The following is a 15,439-nucleotide window of genomic DNA, read 5'->3' on the forward strand; positions in this document are numbered from 1 at the left end:
TGGGTCAGCCCTTCTGGGTGATAATCACGCGACTTCTGTTTTCTTGCCTGCCCGACGGATCAGGACCGGCGCCGAAAGAGGAAAGCGGCGCAGCCGTCATAGGTATCGCTCTGGACAAGACCTCTGATTGACCGCTGTCGCGACCAAGATCATACGCGACATCTTCTGCAAGCTCGTCCCCTGGGATCGGTAGATCTGCAGTGGGCTCGTAATTCGCAATCAGGTCGAACAGCTCTTTCGGAGGGCATATCATTCGTAGCGCTTCGGCAATGGCGGGGTCCTCGGTGATGCCGCCGGGCTTTGAATATTCGGTTGCCGGTTCTCCAATCAGGGCAAGGGGACCATCACCGCCACGATCGATACCAGCCGAGTCCTGACCCATTTTCAGCGCCGCTTCGACGGCAACCGCGAACCGGTTGTCCCACGGCAGGCCCGCCTGATACCGGGCGTAATCATAAGCCCGCAACGGTTTCAGGATATCCGGCTCGTGCAGATCCCAGATCTGGCAGGGCTGTGCATCAGAACCGCTGCGCTGAAGGATCGCGTTGACGGCCCGGCGCGCGGCTTCGTTCGCCCCTTCCATGGTGGCAAGGTCGGTGAACGTGCGCACGTAATCCGATGCCAGGAAGAAATTCGGGATCAACGTGGCCGCATCGGGGCGCAACCGCCAGCTGTTGATGCGGTTGACCAGCAATGGTTCCACATTGCTTTGCCGTTTGGGATCGGCGGGATCCTGAACGATATCGGGATCGAGAAACCAGTAATGCATGTCCTCGTCCCTCAGAACGGTTTTCCCATCCACGTTGACGCTGCGCTTGAGCTGTTCCCAAACCTCGCTTGCAATCTCCTCCCTGCTGCAATCGCGCGCTGTTTTCCCGTTCAAACCCGGCTTGTCCCATTCGGATATATCTATCGACAGCAGGCCCTTGGTTTTTCCTTCGGCCCAGTTGGCGAAATCAATCTGGTGCCAGAACTGTTTTTGCGACACAGCGGTCAAGGCCCACGGGCTGTCGATAAAGATGACGTGGCCGTGGATCAGTTCAACTTCCTTGGTCAGATAGAACTGAATGCCGTTCATCCATTGCACGTCTTCGGCCAGCAGAGACAACTTGGCAAGGGCCGGATCGACCGCTATCATTTCCGAGGTCACAAGCGGAGCAATGCGTTCAATCGGCATCGCGCTGATAAACCAATCTCCGGTGACCTGTTTTTCTTCGCCGTCCTGTTCGATCGTTGCGCCAACGATCCGCCCGTTCTGGCACTCGATTCCAGTGACTTTCGAGTCAAACTTGTAAACGACCCCCTTGTTTGTCAGGTAATCCAGCCACGGCTGTATCCAGACAAGGTTGGTTGGCCCGTTCAGCAATCTGTTGCAATGCGGCTCTGGTGTGGCAATGCCCAGCTGAAGCTGAACAGCAATGTCCCCCACGGTCTTTGTGCTGGCCGTCGTTGCCTTTGCAGCCACCAGCGAACGGGTCAGGCCGATGGCAAGGAATTTCTGATAAGCTTCCGAGCGTTCTTCCGCGCCGATGAAATCCCACCAGCCAATGCGTTCATATTCGTCAAAACGACGTTCCTTGCAGGAAGTCGCGATCCGCCACATACAGGCTACAAAATGCTCGACATCCTCATACGCAATCTGATCCCGGGGCGAAAGCGCGAAGGCAATTGTCTTGAACGTATCCGCAACATCCTTGAGCGTGCGGGGAAATCGTTCCGGGACAACAATGCCGGGTTTGTCGAGCTGGCTAACCAGAACCTGAGTGGTCGGGACAAGATTATCGAAACATGTACCTTTGTCATAGTACGGCGTGCGTGCCATCGTGTCCGTAATATGCCGGTAAAAGTTCGGAAAGAAACGGAATCCATGCTCGCCGGGCAACCATGGGCGTTTCACGCCGGGCGGATAATTCGCCCCATCCATCTCGGCCCATGTTTCAAGCGCCTTGATGTGTTTCGCTTTTGAGCCGTGATCCCCTTCGCCCTTCATCACCGGGATGCTGCGCGCCTTACCACCCGGGATCAGTTGGCGTTCGTGGACCTCCACCTCGAACCCGCGCTCAATCAGTTCATGCGCGGCACTCATGCCGGCCACGCCACCCCCTAGAATGACAACCTTTTCAGGCATCGGAAGTTCCTTTCGCGGAATAGACGTCAAAGTGAAGGGTGATGTCCAGCAGGCTGGCTTCGCCAATGCCGAAACCCTGCACCCTGTTCATCCAGGTAAAGTTTGGGTTCGACGTAAGGTAACGCGGGGCAAGCCGTACCGGAGCCGAGGTGGGCAGGTTGCCCTTTGACAGCGCGGCGTAGCCATCGGGTCCGAAGTCACACACGCCGGTATCTTCAAAAAAGATCGGCGCGCCCCCCGTGGCCGGATTGATCAGCGCTCTTGCATGAAGAAGACCAACACCATCGGGGCGCACGCGCATCCAATCCCCGCCAACCGGTTCGATCGTCCCTTTCAGATTTGGGCCTTCGACGACACCGCCCTCTTTAATGGTGAAATGCAGCCAGACCCCATCCGGCGTCTCACCCGAGGGGTGGAAGTTACTTTCGAATGGCACCGTAAATTTGGCGACATGTTCCAGGCCCAGTGATTGTGCCGATGGTTTTTTTGGTTCCGGCGGGGCTGCTTCAGGCGCATTTTCGAACCCGGGGTCAAACTCTCGACCAGCCGAAGTCAGGACCGGACGCCAGGACAGTGATTTTTCCTGTTTCACCGTCGGCAGGATTGCTGCGAATTGTTGAAACCCGGTTTGCGCATCACGCGACAAAGGCCATCCGCGAATGGCGCGTTCGGGGCCACCGTTTTCCGAACAGATCAGGCGCACTGTGTCATGCGATGACACAGCGGGACCCGCTTCGATCAGAACCCGATTGAGCCCGTTTGCGTTGATCGCCTCGGACCAACGCAGGGTAACGCCCCGGTCTGTAAACTCGCGCACGACCCGATCTCCGGTCAGCACGTTATGGTGCAAATGGCCTGGGCTTCCTTGATCCTGAGATGGAATTTCTGCTGTACGCGGAAGACGTGCTCGCCCTCGGCAGAGGTTTGCAGATACTTCACCGCGATATCCGAGGGCACGACGATTTCAACCGGCGCTCCTTGCAGGGACACCAACACCGCTTTGTTTGCGGGCAGGGTGCTGGAACGCAACAACGGCCCATCCAGGAACGGAAGAATGCTGTCACGCGGCAGCACCATCGAGTTTGGCAATGGCGTCGTGACGGCTTGGAACAGACCATTGCCCATCACACAGGCATAAGGGCCCAGATAGCCATGCGATTCCAGCTTGTTGATGCCCGCGACGACAGCCTCGAATACTTCGGTACCCGTGCAGGTTTTCTTCTTTGCCGCGGTAGAAGCGGACGGGTCTTCACCTGCTTCCACCAATCCCGGATATTTGCCGCCACCGCTGACGGTGTAGATCGGCGGCAATGAGGCAGGCGCGCCACTGGCGTGTTTCGGGGCCAATCCGGTGCCGGGTTGACCGTTGAAAATGATGTCGTCCTCGACCCGGGCCACAACAGCGGCGGCACGGCGAAACATGATCTGAGCCGCCGCCAGTTCCGGATCAGCCACCTGTGCGCCTTTCAGGTACACGTTCACCGAAACGGTTGTGAGGCGCAGGGTGTCATAGTCGATCACTTCAAGACGTTTTTCGGGTGAACCGGATGAATTGGCGACCAGATCGAGCTTGTTCAGAGGAACCGATTGGGTGTCCGCAGGCAACGGACCGTACAGCGGCAGGAAGCTTGCTGCCACCCGTGCGCGAAGCGCCTCATCATGGACGGCCTTGTTCACGGCACTCCACTGTTCTTCATTCCAATCCAATGCGTCTGTCATTTCAAATCCCTCTCGGTGCTGCTGCCCAATTCGACAGGGCAATCGATCTCGTTCAACTTGTTTCGTTCAATCTGGCTAGCAGTTCGCCGGCACGCTGTTCCTGAACAATTGCGCCACTACTATTGGCAAGCGCAAGTGCTTGTTCCGCTTCGGTAATCGCAGCGCCCAAATCCCCCCTTGCGGCAAGTACCTTTGCCCGCACACGGTGATATTCAGGCTTGTTGAGCATCTCGCCTCGTTCCCAGCCGGGAATGCAGACGGTTTCCAGCCGGGCCAAAGCCTGATCAATGTCGCCGTGATCAATCATCAATTCAGACAGAACAATCTGATTCTGCGGAAAAGTAAAGTTTCCACCAGATTTCGAAATCAGGTTCATGCACGCCTCGACGCGCTCCGGGACACCTGCGATATTGCCTTTCCCAGCCTGCGCAAGACCCATATAGATGTCTTGCATGGCATGAAGGTAAAGGAACCCTTCCTCATCTGCGATTTTCCGGGCTTCCTTCATCGTCACGTCAAGGCGGTCCCATTCGCCTGCGTAAGGCAGGAACATGCTGCACGCCCCCATGATATAGACAAGGTTGGGTGCATGGTTCAGCGCCCTGCTAACCTCAATGGCTTCCAGACGCGCGGCCTCGGCTTTTTCGAATTTCCCTTGCTGCCACAGCAGGCAACCCTGAATCGCCAGCAACGATGCGATTGTGGAAGATTGGGTCATGGGCATCATAGCCATGTCCAGTTCCGGCGTGATCAGAGCGAATGCACGTTCCAGCTGTTGCTCGCATTCCGAAAACTCGCCGCGGAAATAATGGTTAAAGCTCAGGGCGCGCGCCGCAAGAACATTGGCGACAGGGTCTTCGGACATGCCAGCCATCATGTCCAGTGCATGCCCCATTTCCATCGCCCGGTTCATCTGACCGCCAACAAAAAAGTTGGTCCAGCGGCAGAAAGTTGCTGCGAAAAGTGTCTCGCCGTCGCCCAAAGCCTGGGCCAGTTCCATCGCCCGGGCAGCAGTTTCTCCGACCTGATCGGCCGACCAGCCGTAGATCGCCATGTAAGCAGGCAGAATATTCATCTGCACCCGAAGCTCGAAACCGTCGCGCTCCACGTTGTCCTTCATTGTTCCGATATTGCGAAGGGCGGCTCGGAAGGCGGAAATCGCGGGCAGGTTCGCCAACCGGGATAAAGCCAGCTCACCGGCGGTGACCCAATTGGCCACGGCCTCATCTTTCAACCCGCCAAGATCGCAGTGATGCGCAACGGTATCAGGGGCCGGGCTTCCAAAAGCGTTGTGGCCCGACAGCAAGGCTCTGGCAATTTTCAGATGCACCTTCTGCCGGTCTTCCCGCAGCAAAGAATTGTAGGCCGTATCCTGAACCAGTGCGTGGTTGAACGTATAGGTTGCTGATCCTGAATCGCTGGTAATCAACACAACGCCCGCGGCCATAAGCTGCATAAGGGCGCTTTCTACATCCATTTCTTCATGCGCGACCGCGTGGATCATCTGAGAGGTAAAGCTGCGTCCGATAACCGATCCGAGCTGGGCAATTGGCTTGGCGTTTTCCATCCGGTCAAGACGCGACATCAACGAGTCCTGAAGGGTCGCCGGTACACTCAACGCATCCAGAACCTCGGCATTGATCGGGGCGTCTTGGGGCAGCTGGTCCAAAACCGCCTTGGTCATTTCTTCGATATAAAGCGGCACGCCATCCGCCTTCTCGATGATCTGCCTGATCAGGATGACAGGCAAGCTATACGGCTCGGCCACACGCCGGACCAGTTCAGATGCTTCAGAACTGCCAAGCGGAGACAGATCAATGCTCGCCGCTCGACTCTCATAATGTTCTGGTGGCTCATATTCAGGTCGATGCGACAGAACCACGAGTATCGGGAAATTGCTCAAAGATGACGCCAGAGCTTCCAAGACGTCCAATGTCGTCGCATCTGCCCAATGAACGTCTTCGACCACCAACAACAACGTGCCGCGCCTGTCACACAGGCTTCCGAGGCTGCGCAGCAACACATCCAGGGATTTGCGAGCTTTTTTCAGTGGATCCGGCTCTGCTGGCGCGCCAGAGTCCACGCCAGCCAGATCTAGAAGAACAGGCAAGTCTGCTTCACTCAGGCGAGACGCCGTTTGCACAAAGTCGGAAATTGCAGCCTTGATGCTGTTGTCTGATTTATCACCTGAAACGCGTCTCAACTCACCTACAACCGGGTGCAGAGGAAGACTGGTCAGGTGCGGGATACATTGCAACGTAAAGGGTTTGACCCCAATCGATTCAGACAGCGATTTTATCAGCCTAGACTTGCCGATACCTGCCGCACCCCCGACAAGCGCCAGCCTGCCTGACCCTTCTTGTGCTTCATCCCAAAGCTGGGTCAGGGTTGAAAGATCGTCATGACGGGCGACAAGGTCGACGGCAGATTGCCCCACACGGGCGTCGAACCGACTGGTGGACATAATTTCGGACACTACACGGTACACGGTACGCTGATTGTCAAAGCCCTTCAGCTCGTGGCTGCCACGGGGTTCGAATTCAAAGGTGCCCTGGGTCAGCTGCCAGGTCTCTGAAGAAACGACCACCTCGCCCGGTTCAGCCAGCCCCTGAAGACGAGACGCAAGGTTCGCCGTTTCCCCCACCAGGAAATCCTGGGACCCAAGGCTTTTCGAAGACACCACGCCCACAACGACCATGCCGGTCGCAATACCCGCCCTCAGGTCGAGCTTCTCTCCGAACTCGTTTTCAAGGTTCTGCACGGCCTCAATGGTTTCCAATACGGCCCGCACGGCGCGTTCGGCATCATCTTCCATGGCCTTCGGATACCCGAAATACATCATGATACCGTCGCCCTGCCGATAGGCCAGATGGCAGCCGTGTTGTTGCAGGGTGCCGATCGCCGTATCCAGATACAGATTCATGATCTGCATAAGATCTTCCGGATCATACCGCTGCGCCAGCCGTGTTGACCCCACAAGATCGCAGAAAACCAGGGTAAGTTGCCGACGTTCAGCCTTCGACTGGACTTCGTACTGCGACGAGGCTTCCCGTGATTTCAGCTTGGCCTGCGCCTTCCGAAACCGTTTTCTTTCGCCAACCGTCAAACCCAGATCACGCAGTTCCGGGTCCGTCAACTCGTCCAGAATGTTGTCGTCCACACCTTCTCTTTGAAACAAAGTGGCATGGTCTTTCAGATCTGCCAGATGAAGGACTTTTGAAATGCGTGGTGATGCCTCAAGGACTCGCGTCATTGTTCTGCGACTCCGCCCATATCTGTCCCCCTGTTTTTCCCCTCATTACATATTGTATAGGTTTATGCCAAAAGTAGAGAGGATTTTGTGCTGAATCCATACCAAGGTATGGGCAGCATTGTTAACTTGTTACATTGATTGGCAAATATATGTCAGAATTGTCACGCCGTCACGTATTTTTCCTGCCAAATCATTGGGTTCCAGTTTCAATTTGATTTTTCCCGCAAGGTTTCTGAGCAAGCGAAACGCCAAGCCGAGCGCTCTATGCCTGATGTGACGTAAGGGCAAGAGGATTTAGGACAACGCTGCGTCGGACATGGAAAACCCGCGGAATCCTTCGTAGCGGGCTTTTTTCGCCGATCTTCCCAACCTCCGCCCAAAGACATAGCCGAACTGATGCCTGTACGCCGGGAATCACGGGTGCCAGCAGATTCCCGTCGGTTTGTAGATTGCGATCCGGACCGGACTGGCATCATACTCTCTGAATCCGCGCCAACATCCTCGATGTCTGGTATGGCAACCGAATGAGCAGACCGAATTTTTGTTCAACGAGACCTGTCACGATCAGGTCGATCAGGAAGACGATCAAGAACATATCCCGTTTCCGGACCGGCATTTCCTCTTACTAAATCCGGGTCGCCTTGTTGGCGGTGGACGACATCCAGAACGGCGATCAACCGACCATCACGCTGTCCGTTCGATATGAACGCACTTTTGGAAGACTTTCGGCACGCCATGAACTCGCCACCGGCTTTGCGATTTTCGGTGGCAGTGCCCAATTTCTATTCCCGTGCTACAGCGCTCAAATGCACCGCAAAGGACGGGGCCAGCATCAGAGTCTTGCACCGCTCGAACCGGTTGGTGGCATAGGCCCAGAAGTCCTCGGCTGGGTTTTCATCCGCGTGTTGGATCAGCCCCCATAGCGTCCAGAGCAGATCGCACATGGCTTTATAGATCACCATACGCCCGATCTGCGCTTCACTCGGCGGGCCACCGAAATAGGCCGTCAGCATCTCAAGTTCCTGTTCTTCGGTCAGCCCGGCTTCGACTGAAAGGTCACCCAGATCCCAAAGCGCATCATTCATGCCTGAATATTCATAATCGACGATCCACATGCGCTGCCCGTCATCCAGAAAATTCTCACACAAAGGATCGCAATGGCTGGGGGCCAGTGTCCCGGGTTTGTCTCGCAGCAGTCCCCGGATCGGGGCCGCTTCAGCCACAACATCCGCGTAACCTTCAGGCAGGGTTGCGTTTTTTTCCGCAAGCACGTTCCTGTATTCACTGATCATCGAAAACAACTCGAACCGGAACTCGAACGGCTCCGGGGCCTCGTGAAGCTGCTTCAGGGCCCGGCCTGCCCGGGCAGCAGATCCCGGACGCGTCGCAAACATCTCGGGTGTCATGGTGACGATGTCAGGAACGCAATCGCTGATCATCACACCTGATGACGCATCTGCCCATAAAACTTCGGGTCCGACCCCGGTTTTCGCCGCCACCCGTGCGTTGTGAATTTCAACCGCGCGGTCGATATAGGTTTCGGTCCCTTCGCCCGGGATGCGCACAATCACCGTCCTTGGCCCGCCTTCGACGCGGTAGACCAAATTGGTCAACCCGCCCAGCCGCTGAGTGCGAATGTCGACCTCAGCGACGGTTTCGAACCCCGTCACATTGCGAAGGGCCTGAATAACCTCATTTTTTGGCTCGTTCTGCATCAATCCCTCCCTCAGGCTTTCAATCGGTCATTTGCGGGGTCATAGAGCGGTCCATCCACCCGACGGATGGCGTGGCGTTCCCCGAACAGCTCCACTTCAAACTCAGATTCTTCTGCCAGTTTCACGGGAAGATAACCGTAGAGGATGGTCTTGCCGACGGTAAACCCATAGCCACCACTACACGCCAGCGAGACCGTTTTGCCGGAACGCAGTATGGTCTCCCCTCCGGTGATCGGCAGCCGCTCATTCGTTATGAATGTACAGAGATGCCGATCGGGCCCGGTTGCTTTCTGCGCGTCTAACACCGGTCGTCCGATGAAGTCCTGTTTGGATTTCAGATGCACCCGCGACCCAAGGCCCGCTTCGATGGGCGAATAGTCGGGGGTAATGTCGGCACTCCAGTAAAGATATCCTTTTTCCAGTCGCAAGGACTCGATCGTACGGTACCCGATATCACGGATGCCATGGCTCTGACCGGCTTGCCACAGCAGGTCATAGACGTGCAGGGCAAACTCGGTTGGAATGTGCAACTCCCACCCTAGTTCTCCCACGTAACCTATGCGGATCGCACGGACCTTTGCTGCCCCCAGTGTGATCTCTCGGGCAGTTGCAAAGGGAAACGCCGAGTTTGAAGTATCCTCTTCTGCAACCGCCTGCAGCACATCCCGCGTTTTTGGGCCGCAGATATTGATCACGGCCCTTGCTGACGTCATGTCGATCAGTTGCGCCGACCAATCTCCGGGAAGGTGACGACGAATCCAATCCGCGTCATGCACACCAAATCCAGACCCGGTCACGATATAGAAGTGGTCACGTGCCAACCGGGTGACGGTGATATCAGCCTCAACACCACCGCGATCATTGCACAATTGCGTGTAAATCACCGAGCCATCCGGCCTATCCATGTTTGAAACGGCAAGGTTTTGAAGCGCCTCCAGCGCACCGGGGCCGATCAGTTCGAACTTGGAAAAACTGCTCTGATCGATCACAACAACACCCTCGCGTGCGGCGTTATGTTCCTGTTCGGCAAAAGTTTTCCAACCCGGGGCCAAAAAATCCAGCTGATCCACCGGATCCACGCCTGCCGGAGCAAACCAAAGCGGCCTTTCCCAGCCGTTCTTTGATCCGAAAACCGCACCGTGCTGCTTCAGCCGGTCATGCAGCGGCGACAGGCGCAGGTTTCTGGCCGTTTCCGCCTCCTGGCCCGGATAGCGCATCTTGTAGTGATGCGCATAATGCTCGACCGCACGGGGGTACATGAAAGCGCGCGTGGCGTGGTGCGGGCTGAACCGGCGCACATCCAGCGGCCAGAGATCAAGGCTCGGACGGCCATCGACAATCCACTCTGCGATCATCTCCCCCGCACCACCACCTGCGGCGATGCCATACAGGAACCCTGTCGCCAGCATCAGGTTTCGCAACTCTGGCGCCCAACCCATGACAAAATCGCCATCGGCGGAATAGGGGATAGGGCCGTTGATGACCTGCCGGATGCCAACCGTGTTGACGACCGGGGTTACCTGACCCGCCAGTTCCGCAAGCGGGGCAAATCGGTCCAGATTGTCGGGCAACAACTGTCGAACGAACTCGCCTGGAATACCCCTGTCGCCAAACGGCAACGTGTTGTCCTCATATCCCCCGATCACAAGCCGTCCGCCCGCGTCAGGTTTATAATACACCAGCCGCTCGGGGTCGCGCAGGGTTGGCAGGCCTTTAACAAGTTTGGGGTCGGGCAGGGGTTCGGTGACGATATACTGATGCTCGACGGCACAGGCCGGGACAACGACTCCCAGCTTCTCAGCCAACTCGCGGCTCCACATCCCTGCGGCCACGACCACGGTGTCTGCTTCGTAGTCCCCGCCCGAGGTCATCACTTTGGTGATGCGGTTGTTATGAATTTCGAAATCCGTGACCTGCACAGATTGGCGGATTTGCGCGCCATGCATCCGGGCACCCGAAGCGATTGCCTGACACAGGCCCGCAGGATCGACATGGCCGTCCGAAGGAATAAAGGCCGCGCCCTCCAACCCGTCCGCGTCGATAAAGGGAAACAATGCCTTGGCCTCGGTCGCGGAAACCACCTCCATCTCCAGATCAAAGCTGCGCGCCATTGTTGCCAGGCGCCTGGCCTCCAGAAGCCGCTCTTTGGTTGCCGCAAGGCGCAGGCTGCCGACCTTTTTCCAGTCGAACTCCAGCCCAGTTTCTTCGGCCAGCCGATCATACAGCGCCACCGAACGTTTCAGCATCCGTGTTGTATTTCGTGAAGACCGCAACTGCCCGACCAACCCAGCCGCATGCCAGGTGGCCCCTTCGGTCAGAGACGCCTTTTCCAGAAGAACCACATCCGTCTCGCCCGATCGTGCAAGGTGATAAGCGATGGAACATCCAATGATGCCGCCGCCAATAATAAGATGTCTGGCCGAATGCGTTGTCATGCGCCTATCCACTGCGAATGCTATGGATTCATCAAATCCCTCAAAACGCCAATAATCAACATATTTTTTTCATGTTTGTTGTTTTTTGTCGCTTGTATGGCGCCAAACTTACCCTTACCCTAAGGAAATCAACAAATATCGCGGCGTTTTATGTCGAAATACGAGCAAGACATACTCAACACGGTAAATCTGCACGGGCGGATTTCGGTCATGGAGCTAGCACGAATCCTGCGGGTTTCGGACCAGACCGTACGACGCATCGTGAAACCGATGGTTGCAAAAGGAAGCTTGTCCAAGGTGCACGGTGCACTGGTCAGCACGCAGAACGTTCTGGATCCGCCGTTTCTGGCCCGCATGGCGCAGAACCGTGCAGCAAAGGTAGCAATCGCCGATGCCGTTGCCGGGCGGATACCTGATGGGTCGGCTATTGCCATCGACACTGGTTCGACCTCAGGTTTCATTGCTCAGGCCCTTCGGGCGCGCAGAAACCTCACAGTGGTCACCAACTCGGCCTTCATCGCCGCCACGTTATCGATGGAAGACGGCAACAGGGTCTTCATGGCGGGAACGCAATTGCGCAACCACGATGGAGCCGCCTTTGACCGAGCCGCCTATGATGTCATTGCGGGGTTTTCGGCCCGGACGGCCATATTGTCGGCATCTCTGGCGCATCCCACCAAGGGCTTCATGGTTTATGATCAATGCGAGGCCGACATGGCCCGTGCGATGACTGATATCGCTGACCAAACCTTCATGGCCGTTGATTCAACAAAATTCAACGACGCCCAGACAAGCCCTGCTTTGCGGCTGCCCGCATTGACTGAGGATGACGTCCTCATCACTGACCGCAAGCTACCCGCATCGTTCCGTTCGTTGCCCGGAGACGCGGAACTGGTGATCGCGGACCCGAGAACACAAGCAGAGAATCAGTAGATTTTTGACAATTCTGTCCGGCCCGGCGGGACAATCCGGTTCCACCTAAACAGTGAAACCGGCTGTCTTTCAGGCTGTCGCGCCTTTGATGCGAATGGCGGTGCCCAAACTGCCTGCGCAAACGCCGACTACAACGGCGATGATCAGGTCCAGCGGCTCCACATGTGCAAACCGGAAGCCTGCGAAAACCAGCGGTTCAAAAACCCCCACTGCGCCGCCCAGTGCCGCACCCAGCCACAGCTTGCGAGTCATCATGCCAAGCGCTAAACCAAGTATGCCAGGCAGGCTCAGGATGTTGCCGCCAATGGTTCCAAGTATCTCTAACATCTCCGCCCCCACATCATTTCGAGCTGTTGTTCAGGAAATCGCGGATGTCGTCACCAGTGGCGGCTGCGTGTTCCTGCAGAACCTCACCTTCAATGGCCTCGCTTACCTTCTGGTACTCTTCCAGATAATTGGGCGGCAGACTGTGCGCGATGCCCTGATGGCAATCAATGCATGTCATACCACTATCGATGGCGCGCTGATGTTCCGACGCGGCGCGGGTCTCCTGAACGGTGAAATCCATATAGTCAAAGTTGTGACAGTTGCGGCACTCCCGACTGTCGGACGCTTTCATTTTCTTCCACACAGCAGAAGCCATCGCCAGACGGTGATCCTCGTATTTCTCAGGTGTGCTGATGGTTCCGGCAAGCTCGTGATAGACATCTTTCACGGCCATGATTTTGGCCTTGATCTTATGATTCCACTCGTCCGGAACGTGGCAATCGGAACAGATTGCGCGCGAGCCCGAACGGTTGTTGTAGTGGATCGTCTCACGATATTCGCCCAGGTTCGTTTCCATCGTGTGGCACGACACGCAAAACTCTTCAGTGTTGGTCAGTTCCAGGGTCCAGTGAAATCCACCCCAGAACAGGATACCGGCGAGAAAGCCGGCGAGGATCAGAAAGCCCGAACTGAACATCACTGCCGGTGTCCAGATCGCGTTCCAGAGACGACCAAGCAAGCCGCGTTTTTCAGGGGAGTCTGCCATATGGGTGCTCCTTTCAATCTTGCGTTGGATCAGTTGCCGGCGGAGGGTTGGAACACGTTGTCAACCAGCGGCGGCGCGTCAGCCTGCGGAACGTGGCACTGGTTGCAGAAATACCGGGTTCCGGCAATTTGATCCAACTCGTTGCCATCGCGATCCAGATAGTGGGTCATCGACAGGGTCGGCGCGTTGCGCTCACCCGCCTTTGTCCAGTCATGGCAGGACAGGCATTGGTTGGTGCGAATGTCGATCTGGTATTGTTCCACAGAATGCGGGATCAACGGCGGCTGTTGGCGATAATTTCGCTGCTGCCGTCCTTCGACGTTGCGGTGGATTTGATCCAGCGGCACAGGTTCATCAACTTCGGCCCCGCGCAGGGATTCAACCTGAGCGGATTGCGCAAGGGCCCATCCGCTCAGCAACAATACGGGTAGAAGGGCAATTCCGCCTGTAACGATTGTTCTTTTCATCTTGGCACTCCCCTAGATAGGTCTGGCGGCGCGCGGCTCAGGCGCGGCAACTGGATCGGAAGGTTGGACGACATGGTCGTCGAACCGGTGAGTAAAGTTAAAAACGTCGACCGCGCAGACATCGATGCAGCGTCCGCAATTGGTGCAGTCGGGTGACAGAATCAGTGGTGTGGTCCCCGGCTTGCCTTTCAGCGCGGGTGAGATCACTTGATTTTCCGGGCAGACCGCATAGCAATCCATGCAATCGTCACAGGCCGCGCGATTTGTGGCGCTGACTCGCAGCAGGCTTTTTGACCCGATCAGGCCATAAAACGCTCCAACGGGGCACAGATGTCCGCACCATCCGTGGCGCGAGACGACAACGTCAAAGACGAAGATGGACGCGATCATAGCCCAGACAAAGCCCATACCGAAAACAAGCCCGCGATGCAGCATGGTGATCGGGTTGATCAGTTCCCACGCGATCACGCCGCTCAGCCCCGAAACAAGCAGGATGGCTGCGAGGATCCACAGGCGGGTGCCGCGTTTGGGTTGCCAGCCTTTCGGCAGGTCCAGCTTGCGGTGCACCCAGTTGGCCGCATCCGTCACCGGATTGATGGGACAAACCCAGGAACAATAGACCCGACCGCCAATCAGCGCATAGGTCACCAGAACGATTAGTCCGCCGATCAGCGCCGTCATCTCGGGCCAATGACCCGCGACGAAGCTTTGTAACAGGATGAACGGATCGGTTAAAGGCAACACACCCAGCGTCAGTGACCCGGCCAGAGTGCCTTCAACAATCCAGATGCCGAACCACGGGCCCAGTAGAAACAGAGCCAGAAAGAACACCTGACTTGCGCGGCGCATCAGCAGATAACGATGCGCGCCAACCCAGCCTTTACTGTCAACGGCCTCCTGGCCTATGGGCATGTGTGTGCGGGCGCTCATTGTCCGGCCCCCGGCAGATCATATCCCGGGGCAAAGCCACCGGGAGTGACAAGATTGTCGGTACCCGGTCCGGGCAAACGATCGGGCAGATCGATGATCCCCTCGACCACCGGTGCACCCTTGGCAGCCTTTTCTTCCCAGCCTCTACGGTAATGCTCTGCCGAACTGCCACGCGCCAGCCGGGTAGGCAAAACCTTGATGGCGGCCTCGGGTAGAACACAGCTTTTTTCACACATGCCACAACCGGTACAGCGGTCGGCATGTACTGTCGGAATGAACAACGCATGATGACCCGACCGGGTGTTATGCGCGGTTTCTAATGTGATCGCCTCGTCAATGACGGGGCAAACGCGATAACAGACGTCGCAACGCAGGCCGAGGAAATTCAGACAGTTTTCCTGATCGACAAGCACAGCAACGCCCATCTCCGCATCGTCGATATTGTCCAGGCCAGGGTCCAATGCCCCGGTCGGACATGCGGCGACACACGGAATGTCGTCGCACATTTCGCAGGGAATGTCCCGGGCGGTGAAAAACGGTGTTCCCGTCGCCACCCCATCCGAACCAAGCTCGGCCAGTTTCAGGGTATCGTAAGGGCAGTCCCGCACGCACAAACCGCAACGAATGCAGGCCGACAGGAACTCCTTCTCTGGCAATGCGCCGGGAGGGCGCAAGGCCTCGGCGGGCAGGGCCCGGGCGTCGCGGGCCAGATAGGCCAGCACTGTCCCGGCGACCACGCAGCCGCCTGCCGCCCGCGCCGAGTCCTGCAGGAACCGGCGCCGCTGCGGTGAGAGGGGTTTATCGGCAAGAGACATGGGAAACGACC

13 protein-coding genes are annotated in these 15,439 nt (G+C 56.9%); 1 reads left to right on the forward strand and 12 read right to left on the reverse strand.

Annotated features, from left to right (window positions below; translation table 11 throughout):
• Positions 1-4: 4 nt before the first annotated feature.
• The 7 genes from Q0816_RS09825 to Q0816_RS09855 form a co-directional block, all read right to left on the reverse strand.
• Positions 5-2,128 (reverse strand): FAD-dependent oxidoreductase, encoded by a 2,124-nt coding sequence (locus Q0816_RS09825; RefSeq protein ID WP_298849957.1) that lies wholly within the window; start codon positions 2,126-2,128, stop codon positions 5-7.
• Positions 2,121-2,945, reverse strand: a complete 825-nt coding sequence (locus Q0816_RS09830; protein WP_298849959.1) for a DUF3237 domain-containing protein — start codon at positions 2,943-2,945, stop codon at positions 2,121-2,123. The genes Q0816_RS09825 and Q0816_RS09830 overlap by 8 nt, the downstream gene beginning before the upstream one ends.
• Before the next feature lie 14 nt (positions 2,946-2,959).
• Complete coding sequence (locus Q0816_RS09835) at positions 2,960-3,847, reverse strand: encapsulin (protein ID WP_298849961.1); 888 nt, start codon at positions 3,845-3,847, stop codon at positions 2,960-2,962.
• 52 nt (positions 3,848-3,899) lie between these two features.
• A complete protein-coding gene (locus tag Q0816_RS09840; protein ID WP_298849963.1) occupies positions 3,900-7,100 on the reverse strand; it encodes an adenylate/guanylate cyclase domain-containing protein in 3,201 nt (1,066 codons plus the stop codon).
• A gap of 545 nt (positions 7,101-7,645) precedes the next feature.
• Positions 7,646-7,879 (reverse strand): hypothetical protein, encoded by a 234-nt coding sequence (locus Q0816_RS09845; RefSeq protein ID WP_298849965.1) that lies wholly within the window; start codon positions 7,877-7,879, stop codon positions 7,646-7,648.
• Positions 7,880-7,882: 3 nt separating this feature from the next.
• Positions 7,883-8,815 carry a choline/ethanolamine kinase family protein gene (locus tag Q0816_RS09850; protein WP_298849966.1) on the reverse strand — a complete coding sequence of 311 codons (933 nt, stop codon included), beginning with the start codon at positions 8,813-8,815 and terminating at the stop codon, positions 7,883-7,885.
• A gap of 11 nt (positions 8,816-8,826) precedes the next feature.
• Complete coding sequence (locus Q0816_RS09855; protein WP_298849968.1) at positions 8,827-11,250, reverse strand: FAD-dependent oxidoreductase; 2,424 nt, start codon at positions 11,248-11,250, stop codon at positions 8,827-8,829.
• Between the two features lie 150 nt (positions 11,251-11,400).
• On the opposite strand from Q0816_RS09855, the gene Q0816_RS09860 reads away from it, so the two are divergent.
• Entirely contained in the window at positions 11,401-12,183 is a 783-nt protein-coding gene (locus Q0816_RS09860; protein WP_298849970.1) for a DeoR/GlpR family DNA-binding transcription regulator, read from the forward strand.
• 69 nt (positions 12,184-12,252) lie between these two features.
• Here Q0816_RS09860 and Q0816_RS09865 read toward each other — a convergent pair whose 3' ends face one another.
• Genes Q0816_RS09865 through napG form a run of 5 tightly spaced genes read right to left on the reverse strand, consistent with a single transcriptional unit; the run spans position 12,253 to position 15,428 of the window.
• Positions 12,253-12,510 (reverse strand): hypothetical protein, encoded by a 258-nt coding sequence (locus Q0816_RS09865; protein WP_298849972.1) that lies wholly within the window; start codon positions 12,508-12,510, stop codon positions 12,253-12,255.
• 13 nt (positions 12,511-12,523) lie between these two features.
• On the reverse strand, positions 12,524-13,216 hold the full coding sequence (locus Q0816_RS09870; RefSeq protein WP_298849973.1) for a NapC/NirT family cytochrome c: 693 nt from the start codon (positions 13,214-13,216) through the stop codon (positions 12,524-12,526).
• A gap of 29 nt (positions 13,217-13,245) precedes the next feature.
• On the reverse strand, positions 13,246-13,683 hold the full coding sequence (locus Q0816_RS09875; protein WP_298849974.1) for a nitrate reductase cytochrome c-type subunit: 438 nt from the start codon (positions 13,681-13,683) through the stop codon (positions 13,246-13,248).
• A gap of 12 nt (positions 13,684-13,695) precedes the next feature.
• On the reverse strand, positions 13,696-14,613 hold the full coding sequence (gene napH / locus Q0816_RS09880) for a quinol dehydrogenase ferredoxin subunit NapH (RefSeq protein ID WP_298849975.1): 918 nt from the start codon (positions 14,611-14,613) through the stop codon (positions 13,696-13,698).
• A complete protein-coding gene (gene napG / locus Q0816_RS09885; protein ID WP_298849976.1) occupies positions 14,610-15,428 on the reverse strand; it encodes a ferredoxin-type protein NapG in 819 nt (272 codons plus the stop codon). Before napG ends, napH begins: the two co-directional genes overlap by 4 nt.
• Positions 15,429-15,439: the final 11 nt, after the last annotated feature.

Origin of the sequence: uncultured Ruegeria sp. (assembly GCF_947497005.1) — a bacterium.
Taxonomy (GTDB): Bacteria; Pseudomonadota; Alphaproteobacteria; order Rhodobacterales; family Rhodobacteraceae; genus Ruegeria.

What these genes read in the sequence shown, in the direction of transcription:
- Q0816_RS09825 (WP_298849957.1), bottom strand. Translation starts at nt 2,128, where the DNA reads ATGCCTGAAAAGGTTGTCATTCTAGGGGGTGGCGTGGCCGGCATGAGT.
- Q0816_RS09835 (WP_298849961.1), bottom strand. Translation starts at nt 3,847, where the DNA reads ATGACAGACGCATTGGATTGGAATGAAGAACAGTGGAGTGCCGTGAAC.
- Q0816_RS09840 (WP_298849963.1), bottom strand. Translation starts at nt 7,100, where the DNA reads ATGACGCGAGTCCTTGAGGCATCACCACGCATTTCAAAAGTCCTTCAT.
- Q0816_RS09850 (WP_298849966.1), bottom strand. Translation starts at nt 8,815, where the DNA reads ATGCAGAACGAGCCAAAAAATGAGGTTATTCAGGCCCTTCGCAATGTG.
- Q0816_RS09855 (WP_298849968.1), bottom strand. Translation starts at nt 11,250, where the DNA reads ATGACAACGCATTCGGCCAGACATCTTATTATTGGCGGCGGCATCATT.
- Q0816_RS09860 (WP_298849970.1), top strand. Translation starts at nt 11,401, where the DNA reads ATGTCGAAATACGAGCAAGACATACTCAACACGGTAAATCTGCACGGG.
- Q0816_RS09865 (WP_298849972.1), bottom strand. Translation starts at nt 12,510, where the DNA reads ATGTTAGAGATACTTGGAACCATTGGCGGCAACATCCTGAGCCTGCCT.
- Q0816_RS09870 (WP_298849973.1), bottom strand. Translation starts at nt 13,216, where the DNA reads ATGGCAGACTCCCCTGAAAAACGCGGCTTGCTTGGTCGTCTCTGGAAC.
- Q0816_RS09875 (WP_298849974.1), bottom strand. Translation starts at nt 13,683, where the DNA reads ATGAAAAGAACAATCGTTACAGGCGGAATTGCCCTTCTACCCGTATTG.
- napH (WP_298849975.1), bottom strand. Translation starts at nt 14,613, where the DNA reads ATGAGCGCCCGCACACACATGCCCATAGGCCAGGAGGCCGTTGACAGT.
- napG (WP_298849976.1), bottom strand. Translation starts at nt 15,428, where the DNA reads ATGTCTCTTGCCGATAAACCCCTCTCACCGCAGCGGCGCCGGTTCCTG.